This window comes from Thalassovita litoralis (assembly GCF_900182725.1).
In the GTDB taxonomy this organism is placed as follows: Bacteria; Pseudomonadota; Alphaproteobacteria; order Rhodobacterales; family Rhodobacteraceae; genus Thalassobius; species Thalassobius litoralis.
The window spans coordinates 1-23859 of the sequence record NZ_FXTO01000009.1 but is presented as its reverse complement, the minus strand read 5'-3'; the positions used below and the strand labels follow the sequence as shown (position 1 = coordinate 23859).

Below are 23859 nucleotides of genomic sequence, written 5' to 3'. Positions count from 1 at the left end.
AGACTACGGTATTCAGCCATTTTGGGGTGGACCCTGCCGAACCGCGCCCTTAGCCTGCGGCCCAAATTAGGAGTATCGTCATGGCACTGAGTAACAATATCCGCACCTATTTCAAAGGCACCTGGCATCAGGGTGACGTTCCCGTGATGGGGGCCGCCGATCATGGCGCATGGCTGGGCAGCACGGTGTTTGACGGTGCGCGGTTTTTTGATGGGCTGACCCCCGATCTGGATTTGCATTGCGCACGGGTGAACCGTTCGGCCAAGGCGCTGATGATCGAACCCACGGTCGACGCCGCTGAAATGGTGGAAATTGCCAAGGAAGGCCTGAGAGGCTTTGCCCCGGATGCAGCCGTTTATATCCGTCCGATGTACTGGGCGATCAATGGCGATGCGTCCGGCATTGTTCCCACCCCCGAAGAAACCGGATTTGCCATTTGTCTGGAAGAAGCGGCAATGGCACCCGCCGATGCCTCGACCACGCTGACCCGGACCCGGTTCCGCCGCCCCGTTTTGGAAAACGCCGTCTGCAACGCCAAGGCCGGGTGCCTGTATCCCAACAACGCGCGGATGCTGGCCGAAGCAAAATCCAAAGGGTTCGGCAATGCGCTGGTCGCCGACGCGATGGGCAATGTCGCCGAAAGCGCCACCGCCAACGTGTTCATGGTGAAAGACGGGGAATTGTTCACCCCTGTTGCCAATGGCACGTTCCTGTCCGGCATCACCCGTGCGCGGCACATCAAAAACCTGCGGGCCGATGGCTATACCGTGCATGAAACCGTGCTGACCTTTGACGATTTCCATAACGCGGACGAGGTGTTCCTGTCCGGCAATATGAACAAGGTGACGCCGGTCACGGCCTTTGACGATACCCGGTATGAAATTGGGCCGATCACCAAACGCGCCCGCGAATTGTATTGGGATTGGGCACGCAGCGGCGCTTGAGTGCGCCGCTATAGTTGGGCAAGCAGCCCTTGGGCTGCGGCCTCGATCAGGTCCAGCACACCGTTAAAGTCGCGGGTGTAATAGGGGTCCGGGACTTCGGTCATATCCCAACCTTCGGCATATTCGGCAAACAACACCACCGGGGTTTCGGCCCCGGTGGGACGCATTCCCTCGATCTTTGTCAGATTGGCACGATCCATTGCCACGATCAGATCGAAATCGGTGAAATCCTGCCCGCGAAACTGCCGCGCCCGCAGCGCCGACAGATCATACCCCCGCGCCCGCGCCGCCGATTGCATCGGGGCATAGGGGGCTTCGCCCACATGCCAATCCGATGTTCCCGCACTGTCCAGCAGCGCATCCGGGGCAATGTGGCGCATCACCCCTTCGGCTGCGGGGGACCGGCAAATATTTCCAAGACAAACAAACAGGATACGGGTGGTCATGGCAGGCTCCTTCGGGGCAAAGTGATACGACAAGGAGGCCACATGGAAAAGATCGTTATCCTGACAGGCGCAGGCATTTCCGCCGAAAGCGGGCTGGGCACATTCCGCGACGAAGGCGGGCTTTGGTCGCAACACCGGATTGAAGACGTGGCAACCCCCGAAGGGTTCGCCCGCAATCCCGCATTGGTCCACGAATTTTACAACGCCCGCCGTGCGCAGGCTGCCAAGGCCACCCCCAACGCCGCCCACCACGCGCTGGCCCGGCTGGAACAGGAATTTGACGGCCAAGTGTTGATCGTGACGCAGAACGTAGACGGCCTGCACGAATCCGCCGGATCGCGCAACGTGTTGCATATGCACGGCATCCTGAACGGGGCGCTATGCGCCGATTGCGGGCATCGCTGGCCTGCGCCCGCACAGATGTATCCCGGCTTTCCCTGCCCGTCCTGCGGGGCCGGGATGGGGCGGCCTGATATCGTGTGGTTTGGGGAAATGCCCTATTACATGGATCAGATTTGGGACCACCTGCGCGACGCGAATATTTTTGCCGCGATCGGCACATCCGGGCAGGTATATCCCGCTGCGGCCTTTGGGCAGGACGCGTGGCGGGCCGGGGCGCATACGGTTGAATTGAATCTGGAACCTTCGGCCACGGTATCCGATTTTGCCGAAACCCGGTTTGGCCCGGCCACACAGATCGTCCCCGAGTGGGTGGATGAATTGCTACGGCGCTGAACCTGAAAAGCCGCCCCAAAGGGACGGCTTCCCGCACTGATACCTGCACAAGAAGGGGCATTTGCCCCTTCGCACTGGTCAACCATTCAGTTGGACATCTTCATTTTGCCGTGATCCATGTTGCCATGTTTCATCATGCCGCCATGATCGGGCTTGCGCTGCAAATCCACCGGAACGTCCACCTCGACATTCCCGGCTTTTTCAAATTGCAGCGTCACATGGATGACATCGCCATCTTTAAGCTGCTCTTTCAGACCCATGAACATGACATGATGACCGCCGCGCACCATTTCGATGCTGCCGTCTTTGGGCAGGTCGAAACCTTCGGCCACATGAACCATGCGCATCACGCCATTGGCGTCTTCCTTATGGGTATGCAGTTCAACCCGCTCGGCCACATCCGAGGTTACACCGGCCAGATGATCGGCCTGCCCCGTATGGTTTTCAATAATCATGAACGCGGCACCGGAACTGGACATTTTTGCGGACACGCGGGCATAGGGATCTTGCACCATGATACCTTCGGCAAAGGCGGGCAGGGCAAAGGAAACGGCGGCGGCAGCCGCGAAAAGGGTGGTCTTGAACGACATCTGTCTGTCCTCTTGTCTATAAGGGGTCTGATTTGGAAGCTTGGTTAAAATCAGACGACAGAGGGCGGACCACGCGCACGCTGGGGAATCACCAACCCGGTTTCATTATGGCTGCCGATTTCGACACGCAGGGCGATAACGCGGCCCACGGGACGCAATAACTGGGGCGGCTCTACCGCCAGTGCTGCGAAAAGCGACAGCGCATAGTCCGGGCAGATATGCGGCTTGCCAACTGGCTGACCATTTGCATCCACCAGTACCGAGATTGGACCTGTTCCGGTACACAGGATGATTTCGCCAGACGCCGAAGGCATACCACGCGCAACCGCCATAGACTGCCCCGTCAGGGCCAGAATCACGGCAAGGGTAATCCCCAGATATGCGCGCCAGAACTTGCTCATCACGGGAATGATATAGGGCCGCCCACAGAAGTTGAAAAGCGACAAAAGGAAACAGGGGCGCGCGTGATACCGGCCCAAACACCGATGGCCTGCCCGGCATCACAAACAGAAACAGCCCCGCCGGATGATCCGACGAGGCTGTGAAACCTGTGAAAGGTCTGCGGCTTAGGCGGCTGCCTGAGCTTTCGCGATCTCTTTCTTGATTTTCAGCGCGTTGGCCGACAGGTCTGCGTCTTTGGCTTTGGCCAGGAACGCATCCAGACCGCCACGGTGATCCACCGAACGCAGAGCAGAAGCCGAAATCCGCAGCTTCACGCCACGACCCAGAGCCTCAGATTGCAGGGTAACGTCGTTCAGGTTGGGCAGAAAACGGCGTTTGGTTTTGTTGTTGGCGTGGCTGACATTGTTGCCAGTCATCGGGCCTTTACCAGTCAGTTCGCAGCGGCGCGACATGGGTCTATCCTCATCTCGATCAGCGGGGCGTTTCTGACCCCTACAACATAAATGGACGCCGCCACAAGCAGCGCCCTGAATTCCGTCCGGGGTGATTAGGCGGAATCGCCCGGCACGTCAAGAGGGTGCAACAGGGTTTCCATCTTATCCCTGCTGCATAAGCGCCAAAATCTCGGCGGCGGCGGCTGTGGGGGTGGTTTCCCCCTGCGCCACTTGCGCCCCAAGGCGGATCATCATGCCCTTCATCGGTTCGCGTTGCAGCCGCGCCAAAAGCCCCTGACGGACCTCTTCGCCGAACCAATATTCGGCCTGCGCGGCCCGGCGACCGCTGAAATGCCCCTGTTCCCGGCGCCAGCCGGTCAGCGTGGTCATTTCCTCCCACGCTTTTTGCAGGCCGTTTTCTTCCAGCGCCGATACTGTCATGGCCTTGGGGAACCCTTCGGGGTCTTGCGGGCGTTTGCGCAGCAGGCGCAGCGCCCCGGCGTAATCGGCACAGGTGCGAATCGCCGTGGATTTCAGATCGCCATCGGCCTTGTTCACAAGAATGATGTCGGCCATTTCCATGATCCCGCGCTTGACGCCCTGCAATTCATCCCCCCCGGCCGGGGCCAGCAACAGGATAAACAGATCGGACATTTCCGCCACCACGGTTTCGGACTGCCCCACCCCCACGGTTTCAATCAGCACCACGTCAAAACCTGCGGCCTCGCACAGGGCCACAGCTTCGCGGGTGCGGCGGGCCACACCGCCCAAATGCGATTGCGACGGCGAAGGCCGGATAAACGCGTTCGGATCACGCGACAGGCGTTCCATCCGGGTTTTATCCCCCAGAATCGACCCGCCCGACCGCGCCGAGGACGGATCAACCGCCAGAACGGCGACCCTTAGCCCCTGCCCGGTCAACATCATCCCGAAGCTTTCGATAAACGTGGATTTCCCCACCCCCGGCGTACCAGACAGGCCCAGACGGATGGCCTGACGGTCGGTTTTCTGCGCCAGTGCCTCGATCAATGTGGCGGCCTGTTCGCGGTGATCGGGGCGGCTGCTTTCCACCAAGGTAATCGCCCGCGCCAATGACCGGCGGTCCCCTGCAATGATCTTGTCGCTTAGCTGTTCAATATTCATGGCACCGTCCCGATTGTTCGGGCGTTTACATGCCCCGCGCGGGGTGGATTTGTCCAGTGCAGTGTGCCCTTGCCGCGCGGCGGTGGCTGTCAGATAAGCAGGGAATGAACACTGATCTGCCCATTCACGATGCACTGGCCCCGCTGATTACCGCCCTGCAAAACCGGGGCCGCGCCGTATTACAGGCCCCACCGGGGGCGGGGAAAACGACCGTGGTTCCCTTGGCGATGTTAGGGGCAGGACTGACCGAAGGCCGCATTCTGATGCTGGAACCCCGGCGGCTGGCCGCGCGCGCCGCTGCGGAACGGATGGCCGAAACGCTGGGGCAAAAAGCCGGGGAAACCGTGGGCTACCGCGTGCGCGGCGAAGCAAAGGTATCCAAAGCCACCCGAATCGAAGTTGTCACCGAAGGTATCCTGACCCGGATGATCCAGTCCGACCCGGAATTGTCGGGCATTGGGGCCGTGGTGTTCGATGAATTTCACGAACGGTCCCTGAATGCCGATCTGGGGCTGGCGCTGTGTCTGGAAATTGCCGGGGCGTTGCGGGATGATCTGCTGCTTTTGGCGATGTCGGCCACGCTGGACGCGGCCCCGGTGGCGGCCCTGATGGGGGATGTTCCGATCATCACCTCGGAAGGGCGCAGTTTTCCGGTCGAGGTCCGGCATCTGGACCGCCCCCTGGACAAAAAGGCGCGGCTGGAACCGGCACTGGCCAATCTGGTGATCCGGGCTGTATCCGAAACCGAAGGCGGCGTTCTGGTCTTCCTGCCCGGCGAAGGGGAAATCCGGCGAGTCGAGGCGCTACTAAAAGGCCGCGTGCCTGCCGGGTGCCATATCCGCCCCCTGTTCGGCGCAATGGACTTTGCCGCGCAACGGGCCGCGATTCAGCCCGCCACGGATGGGCGCAAGGTGGTGCTGGCTACGTCGATCGCGGAAACCTCGCTGACCATTCAGGACGTGCGCGTGGTGGTGGATGCAGGCCGGGCGCGGCGGGCGCGTTTCGATCCCGGCAGCGGCATGGCCCGGCTGGTGACAGAACGCGTGACAAAGGCCGAAGCCACACAACGGATGGGTCGCGCCGGGCGTGTCGCCGAAGGCCTGTGTTATCGGCTGTGGACTAAGGGCGAAGAAGGCGGATTATCCCTCTACCCGCCTGCCGAAATCGAAGCTGCCGATTTGGCGGGGCTGGCGTTGGAACTGGCGGTCTGGGGCGCCACGCCCACCGATCTGCCATTCCTGACCCAACCCAACCCCGGTGCCTATGCCGAAGCGGTGGCGCTGCTACATATGCTGGGCGCGGTGGACACTGCGGGGCGCGTGACGGATCACGGCAAAACGCTGGCCAAACTGCCGCTTCACCCGCGTCTGGCACATATGCTGGCGCTTGCCGGTCCTCAGGCAGCGGAACTGGCCGCGCTTTTGGCGGATCGTGATCCGCTGCCATTTTCCACCCCTGTCGATTTGTCCCTGCGGCTGGAAGCCTTGCGCGATCCCAAAGGGTTTGCCGAACGCCGCCCCTTTGCCGCCAATCGCGGCACAGTCGAACGCATCCGCGCCGAGGCAAAGCGGCTACGCGGACAGGCGGGGCCGAATGCCCCCCAGAAAACCCCGGCGGAACTGGCGGCATTGGCCTATCCCGACCGGATCGGTTTGCGCCGCAAGGGCGACCAGCCGCGGTTCGTGTTATCCGGTGGCAAGGGTGCTGTGCTGGACGATCACGACCTGCTGGCAAACGCCCGGCTGATCGTGGTGACAGACACCGATGGCAACCCGCGCGAGGCAAAAATCCGGCAAGCCGTTCAAATATCCGAAAGCGAAATCCGTGGGCTGTTCGCGGATCAGATCGGCTGGCGCGATATTTGTGCATGGTCCAAACGGGATCGTCGCGTGGTGGCCCGGCGGCAGGAAATGTTCGGCGCGATAACGCTGGATGACCGGATATGGAAAGATGCCCCATCCGAAAGCGTGGCGTGGGCCATGCTGGACGGGGTGCGCGATCTGGGGATTACATTATCCGATGCGGCCCGGCGCTTTGTGGCGCGTGTGGAACTGATCCGCGCAGCGGGGCAGGATTTACCCGACATGACACCCGATGCCCTGATGGATGGGATCGGGGATTGGTTATTGCCGCACCTGACTGGTGTCAAAACAGCCGAGGATTGGAAACGCTTCGACCTGCTGCCCGCCCTGCGCGGGATGCTGGACTGGAACCAGATGCAAGCACTGGACCGCGCAGCACCGGCCCATTTCACGACACCGTTGGGGCGACATATCCCCATTGATTACAGCGGGGAATCCCCGGAAATCAGCCTGCGCTTACAGGAAATGTTCGGCCAGACCACGCACCCGATGGTGGGGCGCACGCCTTTGCGGGTCACGCTGTTGTCACCTGCGGGGCGTCCGGTGCAAACCACGATGGATATACCGGGGTTCTGGGCGTCCTCTTATGCCGATGTGCGCAAGGATATGCGCGGGCGCTACCCCAGACACCCCTGGCCCGAAGACCCGACACAGGCCGATCCGACCCTTCGGGCCAAACCGCGCGGCACCTAACCACTGAATTGCACAAAATCCGCAGCATCTTTTTACTCTGCATTTGTGAAACTGTCACAAAATGTATATACAGTATCGCTGTGCGTATCAGTAAGCGAGCAGGTATCCATGAGCCAGGGCATCAAAAAAGCCTGGACCGATGTGGTCCAGCCATTGTTCACGCGACCGCGCCTGTTGCAGGTGGCGGCGCTGTGTTTGCGTGGCACAGGTGACGACGTACAGGTTTTGATGATCACATCACGCGGAACCGGGCGCTGGATCATCCCCAAAGGCTGGCCAATTGAAAACAAAACCAGCCACGAAGCCGCCCTGACCGAAGCATGGGAAGAAGCAGGCGTGAAAAAAGCCAAAGCCGACCCGATCCCGTTCGGCAGCTATACCTATGACAAGATTTTGGACAGCGGTGCCCCCGCCCCGGTCGAAGTACAGGTTTATCTGGTGCAGGTCGAAAAGCTGATGGATTCCTATCCCGAAGTCAAAGAACGCCGCCGCAAATGGATGTCCCCGGAACGCGCCGCCGAACTGGTAGCGGAACCGAAACTAAAAGATATCCTGCGGCGATTGTGACCATTTTGTAAAATATTTGCGACAAACGCCTTGATTCACAGCATCCGCGCGCTTACGGCCTTGCCCGTAGCCGTAAGGGGAGAGTCATGGCGCAATCACCCGATAGCAAAAATTGGAAAACGCTGGACAAAGATCTGGGGCGGATTTCCCAAATCGAATACGCAACGACCTATGTATCGAAACCATTGGTCGCACCGGGGATCGCACTGTCCTTTATCGTGCTGGCCGGGTTAGCCGCGGCACTGTTCTTTGGCCAGTCACCAGTCAACATGGTGGTCGTCGCGGCGGCAGTTTTCGGCGCATACATGGCCATCAACATCGGCGCGAATGACGTTGCGAACAACATGGGGCCAGCCGTGGGCGCGAATGCGCTGACAATGGGCGGGGCCATCGTGATCGCCGCGCTGTGCGAAAGCGCCGGGGCGCTGCTGGCCGGGGGCGATGTGGTTTCGACCATTTCCAAAGGGATCATTGATCCGTCCGGGATTAGCCAGACCGATACCTTTATCTGGGCCATGATGGCCGCGCTGATCAGTTCGGCGCTATGGGTCAATCTGGCCACATGGGTTGGCGCCCCTGTCTCCACCACCCATTCGGTTGTGGGCGGCGTGATGGGCGCAGGCATTGCGGCAGCGGGTCTTGGCGCTGTGCAATGGGGCACTATGGGCGCCATCGCCGCCAGTTGGGTGATTTCGCCGGTGCTGGGCGGGGCCATCGCTGCGGGTGTACTGGCGTTCATCAAGGCGAAAATCATCTATACCGACGACAAAATTGCCGCCGCCCGGCGTTGGGTGCCTGTATTGGTCGGCATCATGTCCGGGGTGTTTGCCACCTATCTGGCAATGAAAGGCCTGAAAAAGATCGTCAAGATCGACGCGACCACCGCCCTGATCATCGGGGCCGCCGTTGGCGCGCTGACCTATGCCGTGACCGCGCCAATCGTAAAGCGCAAATCGCAAGGCATGGAAAACCGCAACAAATCGCTAAAGGCGCTGTTCGGTCTGCCGCTGGTGTTTTCTGCGGCCCTTCTGTCCTTTGCGCATGGGGCGAATGACGTGGCAAACGCCGTTGGACCGCTGGCCGCGATCGTTCACGCCACCCAGCACGGCGCAATCGAGGCCAAAGTCAGCATTCCCCATTGGGTGATGGTGATCGGGGCCTTCGGGATTTCCTTTGGCCTGTTCCTGTTCGGCCCGAAACTGATCCGCATGGTTGGCAGCCAGATCACCAAGTTGAACCCGATGCGGGCCTATTGCGTGGCGCTGTCGGCAGCCGTCACCGTGATTGTCGCCAGTTGGCTGGGGCTGCCGGTGTCCTCGACCCATATCGCCGTGGGCGGGGTTTTCGGTGTCGGCTTTTTCCGCGAATGGCACGCAGAGCGCCGGTTGCGCAACAGCGCCGCCACACGCCCCGCCGAAAAGCGGATCGCCCCAGAAGAGCGCCGCCGCCGGAAACTGGTGCGCCGGTCGCATTTCATGACGATTGTCGCGGCTTGGGTCATCACTGTCCCTGCCGCAGCGGCGATGTCAGCCCTGATCTTCCTGTTGCTGAACAGCGTGATTTCCTGATCGGCAACGCGCACAGACACCCGATAAAAAGAAACCCCCGATACCTAAAGTATCGGGGGTTTCTTTTTAATAACCAATCAGGCAGTCAAATCCTGACGACGCGCCCTTGCGCCGCCAACTGCGAACAGCTTACCGGCGACGGTCGCGGCGGGTCGACATCGGCTGGAACGCCACGCCGACATGCGCCTCGCAATAGGGTTTGCCTTGCTGCACCGGCAAACCGCAGAACCAAAAATCTTCGGTCGCGGGATCACCCACCGGCCATTTACATGTGCGTTCTGTCAGTTCCAGCAGCGTCAGCTTCTTGGCTTTCTTCTCAACCGCGTTGACCTTGGCCAGCGCCTCGGGCGAAATTTCATTGGCCGAAGGCTGAGGCGGCAATGGCTGACCTGCGGGGATGATCGCCTTGCGGATCGGCGTCACGTTTGACGGGCGCTCAGCCACAGGGGCGGCTTCGGCAGCCGGTTTCGGGGCTGGTTTGGGTGCAGCAGGCTTGGCCACCTTGGGTTCCGCCGCTGCGGGCTTTTCCGCAGCCGGTGTCGGTTTGGCCTTCGCCTCGGGTTTCGCCGGGGCAGCCGCCGCCGGGGCCGCGCCCGCACGGTTCGACAAACCCAGACGATGCACCTTGCCGATCACGGCATTGCGGGTCACGCCGCCCAGTTCTTTGGCGATCTGGCTGGCCGACTGGCCCTCGGACCACATTTTCTTCAGAAGTTCGACGCGTTCATCGGTCCAGGACATGAGGTTTCCTTACCATAAAAAGCGGCCCCGCGATTGCGGACCGCCCCTGTACTTTCTTGCTCGGGTCCTATTTTAGTGATCCGCGCCTGAGTTACAAGGCGTCGAATCCGACCCCGAGCAGGAGAAAGAGCGATGGAACAGGGCTTTCAGATGGGAACGCGGCGCTTTGGGCGTGTCAACTGGCTGGGCATGTACACGCTGATGCGGCGTGAAATCATGCGGTTCGTCGCTGTCTGGACCCAAACGCTGCTGGCCCCGCTGGCCACGGCGGCGCTGTTCCTGATGATTTTTTCCATCGCCATCGGCAAAACCCGAGGCGAGGTGATGGGCGTTCCCTTCACCCATTTCATTGCACCGGGTATCCTGATGATGACGGTGATCCAGAACGCATTCGCCAACACGTCCTCCTCCATCGTGATTTCCAAGGTGCAGGGCAATATTGTGGACACGCTGATGCCGCCACTATCCCCGCTGGAACTGGTTCTGGGCTATCTGGCCGGTGGGATCGCGCGGGGGATCGTTGTGGCCTTGGCAATATCCATCGGATTATTCGCTTTTCTGGGGCTGGGCGTGGCGCATCCCGTCTGGGCGCTGGTTTTCGTAGTGCTGGGTTCGGGGCTGCTGGGCGCGATTGGCGTGGTCGCCGGAATTTTTGCCAATAAATTCGATCAAATGGCCGCCATCACCAACTTCATCGTGACCCCCTTGGCGTTCTTGTCCGGCACCTTCTATTCTGTGCAAGCCCTGCCCGCAGGCATTCGTGAGATTACCCATTTCAACCCGATCTTCTATCTGATCGACGGGGTGCGCTATGGCGTTCTGGGCGTATCGGACAGTTCCCCTTGGCTGGGGCTGGCCGTGGCAGGCGGCACCATGCTGGCGGTCAGCGGGGCGGCTTGGGCGATGTTCCGGTCGGGATACCGGCTAAAGGCCTAAGGCGATGGGCGCGGATGTCGCGCCCAGCCCCCACCCCAAAAGACTGCGGCACCGCGACAACAATTTCAGATGCAGCAAATTATCCCTCTTTTACCAGACGAATTTGCGCCCTACACAGGCACCATGATCAAACGCACCCATATCACCGTGATTCGACGCCGACGCTTTAGCGCCTGACGTTCGCCTGTGCTTTGATCCGCTGCGCCCCGTCGCGGCCCCAACCTACCTAAAATCGTTGACACCCGGCCCCTGTGATGCAACCTCAGGGCCTCTTTATGGAACAAGGATGATCCAATCATGATCCCGTCTGTCCTGCCGACCTATAATCGTGCGCCGCTTTCTTTCGTGAAGGGCGAAGGCTCTTGGCTGATCGAGGCGGATGGACGCCGATTTCTGGACCTTGGTGCCGGGATCGCGGTGAACGCGCTGGGACATGCGCACCCGGATCTGGTGAAAGCCCTGACCGATCAGGCGCAAAAGCTGTGGCATGTGTCCAACCTGTACAAAATCCCCGAACAGCAAAAGCTGGCGGATCAACTGGTGGAACATACCTTTGCCGATACGGTATTTTTTACCAACTCGGGGACGGAAGCCTGCGAACTGGCCGTGAAAATGGTGCGCAAATACTGGTACGAAAAGGGCCAGCCCGAAAAAACCGATATCATCACCTTTGACGGATCGTTCCACGGACGCTCATCCGCCGGGATCGCGGCCGCGGGGTCGGAAAAGATGATCAAGGGCTTTGGTCCCATCCTGCCCGGCTTTGTCCATCTGCCGTGGAATGACAAAGCCGCGCTAGAGGCTGCGATTACGGAAACGACCGGCGCCATCCTGATCGAACCCGTACAGGGCGAAGGCGGCATTCGCCCCCTGCCCGATGCAGACCTGAAGGCACTGCGCCAGCTTTGCGATGACAAAGGCCTGCTGCTGATTCTGGACGAGGTACAATGCGGCATGGGCCGTACCGGCAAGCTGTTCGCACATGAATGGGCCGGGATCACCCCGGACATCATGATGGTCGCCAAGGGCATCGGCGGCGGCTTCCCGTTGGGTGCCGTTCTGGCCACAGAAAACGCCGCCAGCGGCATGACCGCAGGCACGCACGGGTCCACCTATGGCGGCAACCCGCTGGCCTGCGCCGTGGGCAGCGCCGTTATGGATCACGTTGCCGACCCCGCCTTTTTGGACGGGGTCCGCGCCCGCGCCGGGACGCTGCGCCAAAAGCTGGAAGGGCTGGTCGCCGCCCATCCCGATGTATTCGAGGAAGTGCGCGGATCGGGCCTGATGCTGGGGCTGAAATGCCACAAATCCAATATCGACGTGGTGAATGCGGGCTATGACAAACAGGTTATTACTGTCCCTGCCGGGGATAACGTAATCCGCCTGCTGCCCCCGCTGAACATCACCGAAGACGACATCGCCGAAGCCATTGCCCGTCTGGACGCCGCCGCGTCGCAATTGGACGGCTGATTTCATCTTGCCAAAATACTCCGGGGTCCGGGGCAGCGCCCCGGTCCGCCCTTACCGAAAAGACTGAACGCTATGAACCATTTTCTTGATATCAATGCCACCGACCCCGCCGAATTGCGGGGCATGATCGAAGCCGCCAAATCCATGAAAAACGCCCGCAACGGTCGCCCCAAGGGCGCACTGGATGACGAGCAACCGTTAAAAGACCACATGGTCGCGCTGATCTTTGAAAAACCCTCGACCCGGACGCGCGTCAGCTTTGATGTGGGCGTGCGGCAGATGGGGGGGCAGACGATGGTGCTGTCCGGTGCCGATATGCAGCTGGGCCACGGCGAAACCATCGCCGATACCGCCCGCGTGCTGTCGCGCTATGTGGACCTGATCATGATCCGCACCTTCGAGGAACAAACCCTGCTGGAAATGGCGGAATATGCCAGCGTTCCGGTCATCAACGGGCTGACCAACCGCACCCACCCCTGTCAGATCATGGCCGACATTCTGACCTACGAAGAACATCGCGGCTCGATCGCAGGTAAAAAGGTGGTCTGGTGTGGCGATGGCAATAACGTCTTTGCCAGCTTTGCCCATGCTGCCGGGCAGTTCGGCTTTGATCTGGTGTTTTCTGGCCCATCCACACTGGACCCGGAAATGGGATTTATCGAAGAAGCCCGTGCCAAGGGCGTGAATGTGGATATCGTGCGCGATCCTGTGGCCGCCATGACGGGGGCCGATCTGGTTGTCACCGATACATGGGTTTCCATGCATGATCCGCAATCGGCCCGCGAACGCCGCCACAACCAATTGCGCCCCTATCAGGTGAACGAAGCCCTGATGGCCCATGCCAAGGATGACGCGCTGTTCATGCACTGCCTGCCCGCCCATCGGGATGACGAGGCGACCAGCGCCGTAATGGACGGCCCGCATTCGGTGATTTTCGACGAGGCCGAAAACCGGCTACACGCCCAAAAAGCCGTGATGCGCTGGTGTCTGGGCCGCTAAGCCCCCAAACCAAAGCATTTCAAACGGGCGGGATTTTCCTGCCCGTTTTGTTTTTGATGACTGGCCTAGGACCGCGCATCGGATTTGGGCGGGTCTTTGCCGGTCAGGTTGCACAGGGCTATACGGCAAAGCCCGTGTCAGTCTACTGAACCATAAAGGTATTAGGAGTTAGTGAAATGATCACGATGAATCGGCGCAGTATTATCGCGCTTTTATGCGCAATGCCTTTGGCCGCCTGTGGTGGCGGGCGGCGTGAACCCGAAGTGACCCGCAACCTGTACCCGAATGAAACGCCGGAATTACGGCGGCTGATCAATCACTATGCCGACGAATACGATGTCCCCCGCAAATTGGTGCATCGGGTGGTGCAACGCGAAAGCATGTACCGCCCCGAAGCTCGCAATGGCCCGTATTACGGGCTGATGCAAATCCTGCCGCAAACCGCCCGCACGATGGGGTATCGCGGCCAACCCGAAGGGTTGCTGGATGCCAAAACCAATCTGAAATATGCGGTCAAATACCTGCGCGGGGCGTGGATGGTGTCAGATGGCAGCCATGACAAAGCGGTGCAATGGTATGCGCGCGGCTATTATTACGAAGCCAAACGGCGTGGCCTGTTAGAAGAAACGGGGCTGCGTTCCTGAACGCCGCCCCTGAAACCAAAGCTTATTGCAGGATTTTCAGCAGGCGTTTCTTCGCCTCATCCTCCAGCTTTTTCTTCACGGCATCTTCCACGCTTTCATCCGGGTTGGTGCTGTCGACGCCCAGCTTATCCTTCACCTTCTTTTCTAGCTCTTTCTTGGCCTTTTCCTTTTCTTCCTTGAAGTTCAGGTCAATGGCCTTTTCCATATCCGGCCAGATGCGCGGGTCAGCCCACGGGCCGCGGATATGGACCGGAATCGCCAGCCCCTTGCCGTCATTGATACTGTCGACCTTGGGCGTGAACAGATAGTCGATGTCCTGCGGTCCCAGACCGATGCGGCCCTCGCCCGTGGCGGACAGGGCGGGCAGCTTCATCAGCAGATCCTTGTTATACAGGCTGCCCTTGTCCATCGTGAAGGTTGCCCCAAGGCTGTCGAAAACCGTGGTCCCGCCAGTGGTAACGCCCGAGCGCATCAATTTGTCCAGATCGAACCCCTGAATCGTGCCGCGCCCCATATGAATTCCGCCCTTGCCGGACAGCGAATTCATGATCGCATGAAGCGACGCGCCAGACCCAAGGAAATCCACATTGGCCTCGGCCTTGCCAGTGAAACGGCTGATCCCGGCCAGATCCGTCAGCAATTTTTGCATATCCACGCCCGAAGCCCCCACAGCCCCGCCAACCGACAGGCCCGAACGGTTATTGGCGACAACCTGACCGCTGATCGTTCCGTCATAGCCTGCAAGGCTTTGGAGTTTTACCACGGCGCGGGCATTGTCGATCGTGGTCAGGGTGCGGGCCGCACCGAATTGCAACCCGGCCACGGACAACCCTGTCGCAGACAGCGAGATTTCCCCGTCCAACATCCCCAGCGCCGAAGCGTCGATCTTATCCTTCGACCAGCCCGCGCTGCTGCCACTGCTGCTGTCGCCGCCCGTCAGCCCAGTCAGGTCCACCTGCCCCGCCGCCAGACGGGCGGTCAGAACGGGTTTAGCCCCAGCCAGCGACAGGTCCAGTTCCCCTGACAGGCTGTTTTGATCCAATGTGGTGGTCAGGTTGCGCAGGGCAAGGCGCTGATCGCTGGCAAAGGTCAGATCGGCCTTGGCCTTGGCCACCTGCCCCAATCCGCGCGGCAGGTTGACACCATCAATCCCCAGCGCAGACAGAAAGCCCCCCGTATCGGCCAGATCAGCCGTGAACGTCCCCTGCGCCTGCGGTTGGGTGCTGGCGCGGCCCTCGAAACTGACGCTACCGCCCTTGGCCGTTGCCCGCAGGGACAGGGGGGTAATCTCGCCCTCGATCAGCGCGGCAAGGTTGGAAATCCGGCCCGACAGGTCCAGCGGGCGGCTACCATAGGTCAGCGCGGCGGTGAAATCCGCCTGCCCGCGATATTGCGGCCATTGCAGGTCCAGATTGACATCGCGCACGCTCAGATCGGTTCCCGCGCCGTGATCGACATAGCGCAGGGTTCCCGATGAAATCAGCGCCCGGTCCAATGACAGGGCCAAAGCGTTGGAACTGCCTGCGGGCTGCCCGGACGGGGCCACACCCGAAACCCCCAGTTCCCAATTCACACGTCCATCCCTAGCCCGTTCCAACAGGATCGAGGGGGAAACCGCCTCTAGCCCCGTGATTTTCACCGCGCCGGACAGAAGCGACATGAAATCGACCCCGACCTTCAGGCTGTCGGCGGTCATCATCGGCCCGGCCTGCGACCAGTCCGCATTGGCGATGGTCAACTTGCCCGTGGACACGCCAAGAACCGGGTAATAGCTGACTTGGGTTTCCCCTTCTAAGACCACCTGACGCCCGGTCTGCGCCCGAAGCTGATCCACCGCGACCTGCGCGATACGATCGCCGGGCAACATCAACAGGCCCACAACAGCGACAACGATCAAAACGACGATAAAGCCAATGAATTTCAGAAGAAGACGCATAGGGCCACCTTTCACGAATACCTTTACCCTAACCTAAGCCCAGCCCGGCACGGTGCCAACACAAGAGGCGGGGTTCGCAAAAGAGAACGCGAATATGTGCCGATCTGTTCCGCATCGCGGCGGGTGCTTGTCAAAATATCGGGGATCAGCTATGGCCCTGCGGCTTGTAGACATCCCGGATTATGCGGGCCAGACTGTGCAGGGTGGCAGCAACCCGCCGCAGGTCCAGCGATTGAGTGAGATCCCAAAACCATGAGCCAGAACCCGCCCGATCTTCGCCCCGACCTTGCGCCGCGCGCGCGGTTTTCCGAAACACCCCGCGCCGGGCAGCCAACGATTGGGATGGTGTCCTTGGGATGCCCCAAGGCGTTGGTTGACAGCGAGCGCATCCTGACCCGCCTGCGGGCCGAAGGCTATGGGATTTCCCCTGATTATTCCGGGGCGGATGCGGTGATCGTGAACACCTGCGGTTTTTTGGATTCGGCCAAGGCTGAATCGTTGGAAGCGATCGGCGAAGCACTGGCCGAGAATGGCAAAGTGATCGTGACCGGCTGTCTGGGGGCTGAACCCGAATACATCACTGGGGTTCACCCCAAGGTGCTGGCCGTCACCGGACCACACCAATACGAACAGGTGCTGGACGCCGTGCATGGGGCCGTACCGCCCGATCCCGATCCGTTCGTGGACCTGCTGCCTGCCAGCGGGGTAAAACTGACACCGCGCCATTACAGCTATCTGAAGATTTCCGAGGGCTGCAATCACAAGTGCAAGTTCTGCATCATTCCCGATATGCGCGGCCGTCTGGCCAGCCGCCCGGCCCACGCCATTCTGCGCGAGGCCGAAAAGCTGGTGGAAAACGGCGTGCGGGAATTGCTGGTGATTTCGCAGGATACCAGCGCCTATGGGCTGGACCTGAAACATGCCGAAGAGCGCGGCCATCGCGCCCATATCACCGATCTGGCCCGTGATCTGGGGTCACTGGGGGCGTGGGTGCGGCTGCACTATGTCTATCCCTATCCGCATGTGCGCGATCTGATCCCACTGATGGCCGAAGGGCTGGTGCTGCCCTATCTGGATATTCCGTTCCAGCATGCCCACCCGGATGTATTGAAACGGATGGCCCGCCCGGCAGCGGCGGCCAAGACGCTGGATGAAATCGCCCGCTGGCGGGCCGATTGCCCGGACATCACGCTGCGGTCCACCTTTATCGTCGGGTATCCCGGCGAAACCGAAGCCGAGTTTCAAACCCTGCTGGATTGGATGGACGAAGCGCAATTGGATCGCGTGGGCTGCTTCCAATATGAAAACGTCGAAGGCGCACGATCCAATGATCTGCCCGACCATGTCCCGGACGAAGTAAAGCAAGACCGCTGGGACCGCTTCATGGAAAAGGCACAAGCCATTTCCGAAGCAAAGCTGGCTGCAAAAGTAGGGCAAGTGATGGATGTGATCGTGGACGACATCGACGAAGATGGCGTAGCGACCTGCCGCACCAAGGCAGACGCCCCCGAGATTGATGGCAACCTGTTCATCGACGAAGGCACCGAAACCATGTCTGTCGGGGATATTGTCCGCGTCGAAGTGGATGAGGCCGGGGAATACGATCTGTGGGGCCGGTTGCGCTGATCCTTACCAATACCGCGATCTGATCGGGATGGTGGCTTGGGCGGTCTTTTGACCGCCCATTTTATTTCACGCCATGCCACATGAAAAAACCCGAGCGCAGAGCGCTCGGGTCAGGGAGTAAAGACTGATCAGGAAGGTAATCAGCCTTTGGAAAACTCGGGGTAGGCTTCCATCCCCAGCTCTGCCATGTCCAAACCGTTGATTTCGGTTTCTTCGTCCACACGCAGGCCCATAACCATTTTCAGGACGAACCAGACCACACCCGAAGTCACCACGGTGAAGATGCCGACCACAACGATGCCATAGAGCTGCGTTGCAAAGGACGCATCGGCATTGGTGAAGGCCACGGCGATGGTGCCCCAGATGCCACAGACCAAGTGAACCGGAATGGCGCCAACCACGTCGTCGATTTTCAGCTTGTCCAACATCGGGACAACGAAGACCACGATCACGCCACCAACGGCACCGATCAGGGTTGCTGCGCCCAGCGTGGGGGTCAGCGGTTCTGCGGTGATCGACACCAGACCGGCCAGCGCACCGTTCAGCACCATCGTCAGGTCAGGCTTTTTGTACAGGATTTGGGTCAGGATCAGGGCCGCGATAGCACCCCCTGCCGCTGCGGTGTTGGTGTTCGCAAAGATGCGCGAAACATCAGCCACATCACCCACAGTCCCCATCGCCAACTGCGAGCCACCGTTGAAACCGAACCAACCCAGCCACAGGATGAACGTACCCAGCGTCGCCAGCGTCAGGTTCGAGCCGGGGATCGGAATGGTGCGACCGTCCTTGTATTTACCGATACGCGGACCCAGGATCAGCGCGCCAACCAAAGCGGCCCAGCCACCGACCGAGTGCACAACGGTCGAGCCTGCGAAATCCAGGAAGCCTGCTTCGTCCAGGAAACCACCGCCCCATTTCCACGACGCTTGCAGCGGATAGATGATCGCAGTCAGCACGATGGTGAAAATCAGGAAGGGCCACAATTTGATACGCTCGGCCAAGGTGCCGGACACGATCGACGCGGTAGTGGCGCAGAACATCAACTGAAAGAAGAAGTCCGACCCGGTCGAGGCATAGGAATAATCATCCGCCGCGTCCGAGGTCACACCGACAGCTTCCAGAACACCCGGTCCCCAGACACCCGACAGGATGCCATCCACGGACCAGGTTCCCAGCGGGTACATCAGGTTATAACCGATCAGATAGTAGAAAATCGCCGCCAGCGAAAACAGCGCGACGTTTTTCATCAACTGCATTGCCACGTTTTTCGAGCGGACCAGACCAGCCTCTAGCATCGCAAAGCCAGCCGCCATCCAGAACACCAGAAAGCCGCCAACCAAGAACAGCAAAGAGTTCAGAATAAATACCGTATCCGTAGAGGCGTTTACCCCCGGCACCGGCCCATCTTGGGCCATACCCAGACTGGGCAGCGCGGTCAGCGCGGCGACCAGCCCCAGTTTTGTCATCAGGTTCATTTTCATTTCCTTGGTTCCCCCGTCCGCGACTTACAGCGCGTCTTCGTTCGATTCGCCGGTGCGCACGCGAACTGCCTGTGCGACATCCAGCACAAAAATCTTGCCGTCCCCGATTTTGCCGGTCCGGGCGGTGTTCGTGATGGTTTCAACAACCTGATCGGCCATTGATCCGCTGACCACGATTTCCAATTTGATTTTCGGCACGAAATTCACGGCGTATTCCGCGCCGCGGTAAATCTCCGTGTGGCCCGACTGCGAACCGAACCCCTTGATTTCGGTCACCATCATGCCGCGCACGCCGATGTCGGTCAGCGCCTCGCGGACCTCCTCCAGCTTGAACGGTTTGATCGTTGCAATGATGAGTTTCACCTTGATCCCCTTGTCATTATGCTGCGGGAACACCCGCTTGATTGCACTTGCAGCAAAACACGAGGATAGGGCCAAGGGTGAAGGGAATAGCCTATGAATGCGCCCAAAGCCCCGGATGATTGCCCAAGAAATAGACAGAAATAAATTTTCGCCTAATATTTAATCGTAAAAGAGATGACTTCAGGATGCAGCTATACCTCAACATTTCCGGAATCGCCGGGTATGATGCGCAAAACAGCAAGCTCGAGCAGGGCAATTCATGAGTGATTCAGGACGCAGAAAACCGCCTCTGGTGGCAGACAAGCGGTATTCGACCCAACGCAAAGCGGCACAGCCCGCAAAGAAACCAGCCAAGAAGCCAGCCCCACGCAAACGGACGGCGGCCCCCAAGCGCCCCCGGAATCCAATCATGGCTTTCTTCGCGGCTGTGTTCCGCTGGATTTTTCGCCTGATCTGGGCCTTTACTTGGCGCATCGGGCTAATGGTTTGCGTGATGCTGGCGCTGGCTGTGGGTTATTTTTACACCACCCTGCCCCCCGCAAGGGAACTGCTGGACGGGCGCGCCAATGGATCGGTCACGATGATGGACCGGGATGCCAAGATTTTCGCATGGCGCGGCGACACCTTTGGCGGGGCCGTCACAGCGGAATCCGTCAGCCCGCACCTGAAAAACGCGGTCATCGCAACCGAGGATAAACGGTTCTACCAGCATTTTGGCGTCAGCCCGCGCGGCATCGCCAGCGCCATCCGCATCAACCTGCGCGAAGGGCGCGGGCCGTTGTCGGGGCATGGCGGTTCAACCATCACCCAGCAAACAGCAAAGCTGCTGTGTCTGGGCGTGGAATATGATGAAACCCAATGGGACAGCGAAGCCGCCTACGAAGCGGATTGCCGTCAGGGTTCGCTATGGCGCAAAGCCAAAGAAGCGATTTTCTCGCTGGCGATGGAAACCAAATACACCAAGGACGAAATCCTTAGCATCTATCTGAATCGCGCCTACATGGGTGGCGGGGCCTATGGGGCCGAAGCTGCGGCGCAACGGTTCTTTGGCAAACCAGCGGCGGCCCTGAACCCCGCCGAAGGCGCAATGCTGGCCGGACTGTTGACCGCCCCCACCTCGCTGGCGCCGACGAACAGTCTGGAACGGTCGCAAAACCGTGCGGGCGTGGTCATCGGCCTGATGCACGAACAGGGCTACCTGTCCGACCGTGCCAAAGCCGAAGCCCTCAACCACCCCGCCGAACTGTCCGAAGCCGCCGAAGCGCGGGCGGGCGGCTATTTTGCGGATTGGGTGATGTCCTCGGGGCCGGAATTTTTCACCCGCAACAGCGCCGTGGACGTGGTGATCAAAACCACGCTGGATCAACGCATCCAGAAAGCCGCCGAAGACGCGCTGGCCTATATCTTTGATGAAAAAGTCAAGGAAGGATCAAAAGCGCAGGCCGCCATCGTCGTGATGAGCGCAGACGGCGCAGTTCGCGCGATGGTGGGCGGACGCAAGACCAAAGTCGCCGGTGCCTTCAACCGCGCCACGCAGGCGTTGCGGCAAACCGGGTCCAGCTTCAAACCCTTTGTCTATGCCACGGCGCTGGAAATGGGCTGGTCATCGAACGACGTGATCGACGACGATGAAATCACGATCACCATCCCCGGTTCGGGGGCGTGGACACCGCAAAACTATGACCGGAAATTCCACGGCCGCGTTACGCTGACCGAAGCCCTGCGCACATCGCTGAACATCCCGGCAGTCAAACTGGCGCAGGATGTTGGATTGGAAAACGTGCGCCGGGTGGCATCTGATTTCGGCCTGCAATCCGATCTGGCCCAAGGCCCCGCGCTGGCGTTGGGGGCATCGGAATCGACCCTGATCGAAATGACTGGTGCTTATGCGGGCATCCTGAATGGCGGCAGTTCGGTCAAACCCTATGGGCTGGTGGAACTGCGAATGCAGGGCGACACAGACCCGGTGATGACTGCCACAGGCGGGATCGGCGAACGGGTAATCCGCGAAGAAACGGCCCAGGAACTGATCTGGATGATGTACACCGCCGCCACCAAAGGCACGGGCCGCCGCGCGGTGCTGGACGACCGCCAGATCGCAGGTAAAACCGGCACCACACAGGCCGCGCGGGATGCGTGGTTTATCGGCTTTTCAGCAGATTACGTGGCCGGCGTCTGGATGGGATATGACGACAACACCCCGCTCAAGGGCGTAACCGGGTCGGGCCTGCCCGCAGAAATCTGGCATGAAACAATGCGCCGGGTTCACGAAGGCGTCCCTGTGTCCGCTCTTCCGATGATGGACGGTGGATCAAACCCCAGAAAAACCAACGCCCCCAGCGAAGGCGACCGCACCCGCAGCGGCATCGAACGGCTGCTGGACGATCTTTTGGGCGGCGGGGGCCGCGGCAACGGCACCAGAACCGACCCGGCGGGACGCTGATATTGACCACAGCCCCCCCCTGTTCTTTCTTGGGGAAAATATCCAAGTCCAAACCTCTGATCTCACAGATGGCTTAGACAGGGGGCCGCTGCATCAGCCCCGCAGAGCACCATAAGAATACAGAAAAAGGCCACCCCAAGGGTGGCCTTTTTGCCGTTTTCATCAAAACTGATACGATCAGCCCGCCTTGCGCAGGTCCGCGATCATAGCATCAATATTCCCCTTGCGACGATCCAGCATGGCCCCAATTTCTTCGCGTTCCGTCAGCAACATGTTGATCCCTTCGATATACATGTTGAAGAACAGGTTCTTGCCGGTTCTGTCGGAAACGTGGAAATCCACCTCGAACGGTGCTTCACCGCGCAAGTGGGCGATGGTCGTCACCTGAAAGAAGCTTTTCACTTCTTTGACGCCCTGCACCTCTAGCCGACCGCCGATAAATTCGCGGAACCGTTTGCCGTATTTGCGCGAAATGTAGCCCGTGAACGCATCGGTAAAGGCCTTTTTCTGCCCCCCTGATGCACGCCGCGCATCCACCCCCATCGCATAAGCAGCGATATAGGGCAGGTCCGCATATTTGCGGAAGATACGTTCAAAATCGCCGTACATCGCTGCCTCGGTCTTACCCGAGTCGATAACGTTATTGATCTCGCCCACCAGATTATCGACCAAACCTTTGGCTTGGGCATTATTCAGGGCAAAGGCAGGAACCGGCAAGGCCAAGGCCGTCAAAGCGGCGCCAGCCGTGGCAATCAGATTGCGGCGGGAAAAATGGTACATGGTCAAAAACCCTCGGTGTTCACATCTTCAGGGGCAATATAGGACTCTTCGGTATTCATTCCCAATTCATGCCGCCGATTTTGCGTATACAGCAGCCGCCCTTGCGCATAGCTGTCCGCGCTTTCGTACAAGATCGAATCGACGATATCCGCATACCGCCCCCTGTCGCCCACTTTTGCCGCAACCTCGGCCACTTTGCCAATGTTGCGTTCGCGGCTTGGCAAAACATAGCTTAGCGGGTTGGTAAACAGGTCCACGACCTTGCCGGTTGCATCACGTTCATTAGACGGCCCCAGAACCGGCAGCTCCACATACGCCCCTTCTGGTGCCCCCCAGACATGCAGCGTTTCCCCGAAATCCGAATCGTCAGGGTAAATACCGAAATCCGAAGCCGCATCGAACAACCCGCCAAAGCCCAGCGTCACGTTGATGACAAAGCGGGTCAGGTTACGGGCCACACCCGCGCCATCTTCCTGCATCAGGTGGTTGACCGCACTGGACGGTTCGCCCAGGTTCTCCGCGAAATGACCGACGCTGATCGCGATCCCTTCGGGAACGACTGCGACATATCCCTTGGCCGCAGGGCGCACCAAAGCCCGGTCCAGCGCCCGGTTCATTTCGTGGGTTTTGCGGTTTCCATCCTCGTAAGGGTCGAAAATCTCGCCTGCGGGGTGGTTCGGCCCCGGCACGGTGCATCCCGCCACGGCCAGAACTGTACCAGTCAGGAAAACCGCCATTGCGGAACGAAAAGCAGGCTTGTAACGGTGGATCGACACGATTTTATCCGATACTTGAATTCTTGTGACCTATTTAGTCGAACTCTTAACGAAACCCAGCCACAGTGGCAGACAACACCTTGGCCTGTGGCAGAATGGCGACAGAGCTTCACAGGCGGAACCTATAGAATGCAGCCGCGGAATTAGGCTCAGGACCCATTAATCGGCTTGAGATCGCATTGGTCGCATGCTTCAAATCCCCAAACTTTCAGGGGGTATCATGAGCAATCTATTTTGGCTGACCGACGAACAGATGGCGCGGCTGCGACCGTTCTTTCCC

The 23859-nt window shown here is 59.8% G+C and carries 22 protein-coding genes; 11 read left to right on the top strand and 11 right to left on the bottom strand.

Features of this window, described 5'->3' with window-relative positions; translation table 11 throughout:
• Nucleotides 1-80 precede the first annotated feature (80 nt).
• Nucleotides 81-944, top strand: a complete 864-nt coding sequence (locus FN828_RS09100; RefSeq protein WP_142493090.1) for a branched-chain amino acid aminotransferase — start codon at nt 81-83, stop codon at nt 942-944.
• Nucleotides 945-952: 8 nt separating this feature from the next.
• Here FN828_RS09100 and FN828_RS09095 read toward each other — a convergent pair whose 3' ends face one another.
• Nucleotides 953-1390, bottom strand: coding sequence for a low molecular weight protein-tyrosine-phosphatase (locus tag FN828_RS09095; protein WP_142493089.1), 438 nt, complete (start codon nt 1388-1390; stop codon nt 953-955).
• A gap of 42 nt (nt 1391-1432) precedes the next feature.
• Here FN828_RS09095 and FN828_RS09090 point away from each other — a divergent pair, with 42 nt between their 5' ends.
• Nucleotides 1433-2125, top strand: coding sequence for an NAD-dependent deacylase (locus tag FN828_RS09090; protein WP_142493088.1), 693 nt, complete (start codon nt 1433-1435; stop codon nt 2123-2125).
• An 86-nt stretch (nt 2126-2211) separates the two neighbouring features.
• On the opposite strand, the gene FN828_RS09085 is transcribed toward FN828_RS09090, so the two are convergent.
• The 4 genes from FN828_RS09085 to meaB form a co-directional block, all read right to left on the bottom strand.
• Nucleotides 2212-2715 (bottom strand): copper chaperone PCu(A)C, encoded by a 504-nt coding sequence (locus tag FN828_RS09085; protein WP_142493087.1) that lies wholly within the window; start codon nt 2713-2715, stop codon nt 2212-2214.
• A 50-nt stretch (nt 2716-2765) separates the two neighbouring features.
• Complete coding sequence (locus FN828_RS09080; RefSeq protein WP_142493086.1) at nt 2766-3116, bottom strand: hypothetical protein; 351 nt, start codon at nt 3114-3116, stop codon at nt 2766-2768.
• 165 nt (nt 3117-3281) lie between these two features.
• Nucleotides 3282-3569, bottom strand: coding sequence for a 50S ribosomal protein L28 (rpmB, locus tag FN828_RS09075; protein ID WP_142493085.1), 288 nt, complete (start codon nt 3567-3569; stop codon nt 3282-3284).
• Between the two features lie 144 nt (nt 3570-3713).
• Nucleotides 3714-4694: a methylmalonyl Co-A mutase-associated GTPase MeaB gene (gene meaB, locus FN828_RS09070; RefSeq protein ID WP_142493084.1), complete on the bottom strand. Its 981-nt coding sequence runs from the start codon at nt 4692-4694 to the stop codon at nt 3714-3716.
• A gap of 104 nt (nt 4695-4798) precedes the next feature.
• Between meaB and hrpB the strand changes: the two genes are divergently transcribed.
• From hrpB to FN828_RS09055, 3 genes are all read left to right on the top strand, one after another.
• Nucleotides 4799-7249 carry an ATP-dependent helicase HrpB gene (hrpB, locus tag FN828_RS09065; protein ID WP_142493083.1) on the top strand — a complete coding sequence of 817 codons (2451 nt, stop codon included), beginning with the start codon at nt 4799-4801 and terminating at the stop codon, nt 7247-7249.
• Nucleotides 7250-7357: 108 nt separating this feature from the next.
• On the top strand, nt 7358-7816 hold the full coding sequence (locus FN828_RS09060; RefSeq protein WP_142493082.1) for an NUDIX hydrolase: 459 nt from the start codon (nt 7358-7360) through the stop codon (nt 7814-7816).
• Between the two features lie 86 nt (nt 7817-7902).
• Nucleotides 7903-9384 carry an inorganic phosphate transporter gene (locus FN828_RS09055; protein WP_142493081.1) on the top strand — a complete coding sequence of 494 codons (1482 nt, stop codon included), beginning with the start codon at nt 7903-7905 and terminating at the stop codon, nt 9382-9384.
• A 129-nt stretch (nt 9385-9513) separates the two neighbouring features.
• On the opposite strand, the gene FN828_RS09050 is transcribed toward FN828_RS09055, so the two are convergent.
• Nucleotides 9514-10125 (bottom strand): GcrA family cell cycle regulator, encoded by a 612-nt coding sequence (locus FN828_RS09050; protein ID WP_142493080.1) that lies wholly within the window; start codon nt 10123-10125, stop codon nt 9514-9516.
• A gap of 132 nt (nt 10126-10257) precedes the next feature.
• On the opposite strand from FN828_RS09050, the gene FN828_RS09045 reads away from it, so the two are divergent.
• From FN828_RS09045 to FN828_RS09030, 4 genes are all read left to right on the top strand, one after another.
• Nucleotides 10258-11061, top strand: a complete 804-nt coding sequence (locus tag FN828_RS09045) for an ABC transporter permease (RefSeq protein WP_235891443.1) — start codon at nt 10258-10260, stop codon at nt 11059-11061.
• 297 nt (nt 11062-11358) lie between these two features.
• Nucleotides 11359-12531 (top strand): aspartate aminotransferase family protein, encoded by a 1173-nt coding sequence (locus tag FN828_RS09040; RefSeq protein WP_142493079.1) that lies wholly within the window; start codon nt 11359-11361, stop codon nt 12529-12531.
• A gap of 72 nt (nt 12532-12603) precedes the next feature.
• On the top strand, nt 12604-13530 hold the full coding sequence (argF, locus tag FN828_RS09035; protein WP_142493078.1) for an ornithine carbamoyltransferase: 927 nt from the start codon (nt 12604-12606) through the stop codon (nt 13528-13530).
• 176 nt (nt 13531-13706) lie between these two features.
• Nucleotides 13707-14174 carry a lytic transglycosylase domain-containing protein gene (locus FN828_RS09030; protein ID WP_142493077.1) on the top strand — a complete coding sequence of 156 codons (468 nt, stop codon included), beginning with the start codon at nt 13707-13709 and terminating at the stop codon, nt 14172-14174.
• Nucleotides 14175-14196: 22 nt separating this feature from the next.
• Here FN828_RS09030 and FN828_RS09025 read toward each other — a convergent pair whose 3' ends face one another.
• Entirely contained in the window at nt 14197-16110 is a 1914-nt protein-coding gene (locus FN828_RS09025; RefSeq protein ID WP_142493076.1) for an AsmA family protein, read from the bottom strand.
• 252 nt (nt 16111-16362) lie between these two features.
• On the opposite strand from FN828_RS09025, the gene rimO reads away from it, so the two are divergent.
• Entirely contained in the window at nt 16363-17736 is a 1374-nt protein-coding gene (gene rimO / locus FN828_RS09020; RefSeq protein ID WP_142493075.1) for a 30S ribosomal protein S12 methylthiotransferase RimO, read from the top strand.
• Nucleotides 17737-17876: 140 nt separating this feature from the next.
• Here the strand turns inward: rimO and FN828_RS09015 are convergent, their stop codons facing one another.
• Complete coding sequence (locus FN828_RS09015) at nt 17877-19211, bottom strand: ammonium transporter (protein WP_408033798.1); 1335 nt, start codon at nt 19209-19211, stop codon at nt 17877-17879.
• 30 nt (nt 19212-19241) lie between these two features.
• Entirely contained in the window at nt 19242-19580 is a 339-nt protein-coding gene (locus tag FN828_RS09010) for a P-II family nitrogen regulator (RefSeq protein WP_142493074.1), read from the bottom strand.
• A gap of 259 nt (nt 19581-19839) precedes the next feature.
• Here FN828_RS09010 and FN828_RS09005 point away from each other — a divergent pair, with 259 nt between their 5' ends.
• On the top strand, nt 19840-22023 hold the full coding sequence (locus FN828_RS09005; RefSeq protein ID WP_185958979.1) for a transglycosylase domain-containing protein: 2184 nt from the start codon (nt 19840-19842) through the stop codon (nt 22021-22023).
• 177 nt (nt 22024-22200) lie between these two features.
• Here FN828_RS09005 and FN828_RS09000 read toward each other — a convergent pair whose 3' ends face one another.
• Nucleotides 22201-22803: an MlaC/ttg2D family ABC transporter substrate-binding protein gene (locus tag FN828_RS09000; protein WP_142493073.1), complete on the bottom strand. Its 603-nt coding sequence runs from the start codon at nt 22801-22803 to the stop codon at nt 22201-22203.
• Between the two features lie 2 nt (nt 22804-22805).
• The gene (locus FN828_RS08995; RefSeq protein ID WP_235891442.1) at nt 22806-23579 is read right to left on the bottom strand and encodes an MlaA family lipoprotein; all 774 of its coding nucleotides are present in this window, start codon (nt 23577-23579) and stop codon (nt 22806-22808) included.
• Between the last annotated feature and the right edge of the window lie 280 nt (nt 23580-23859).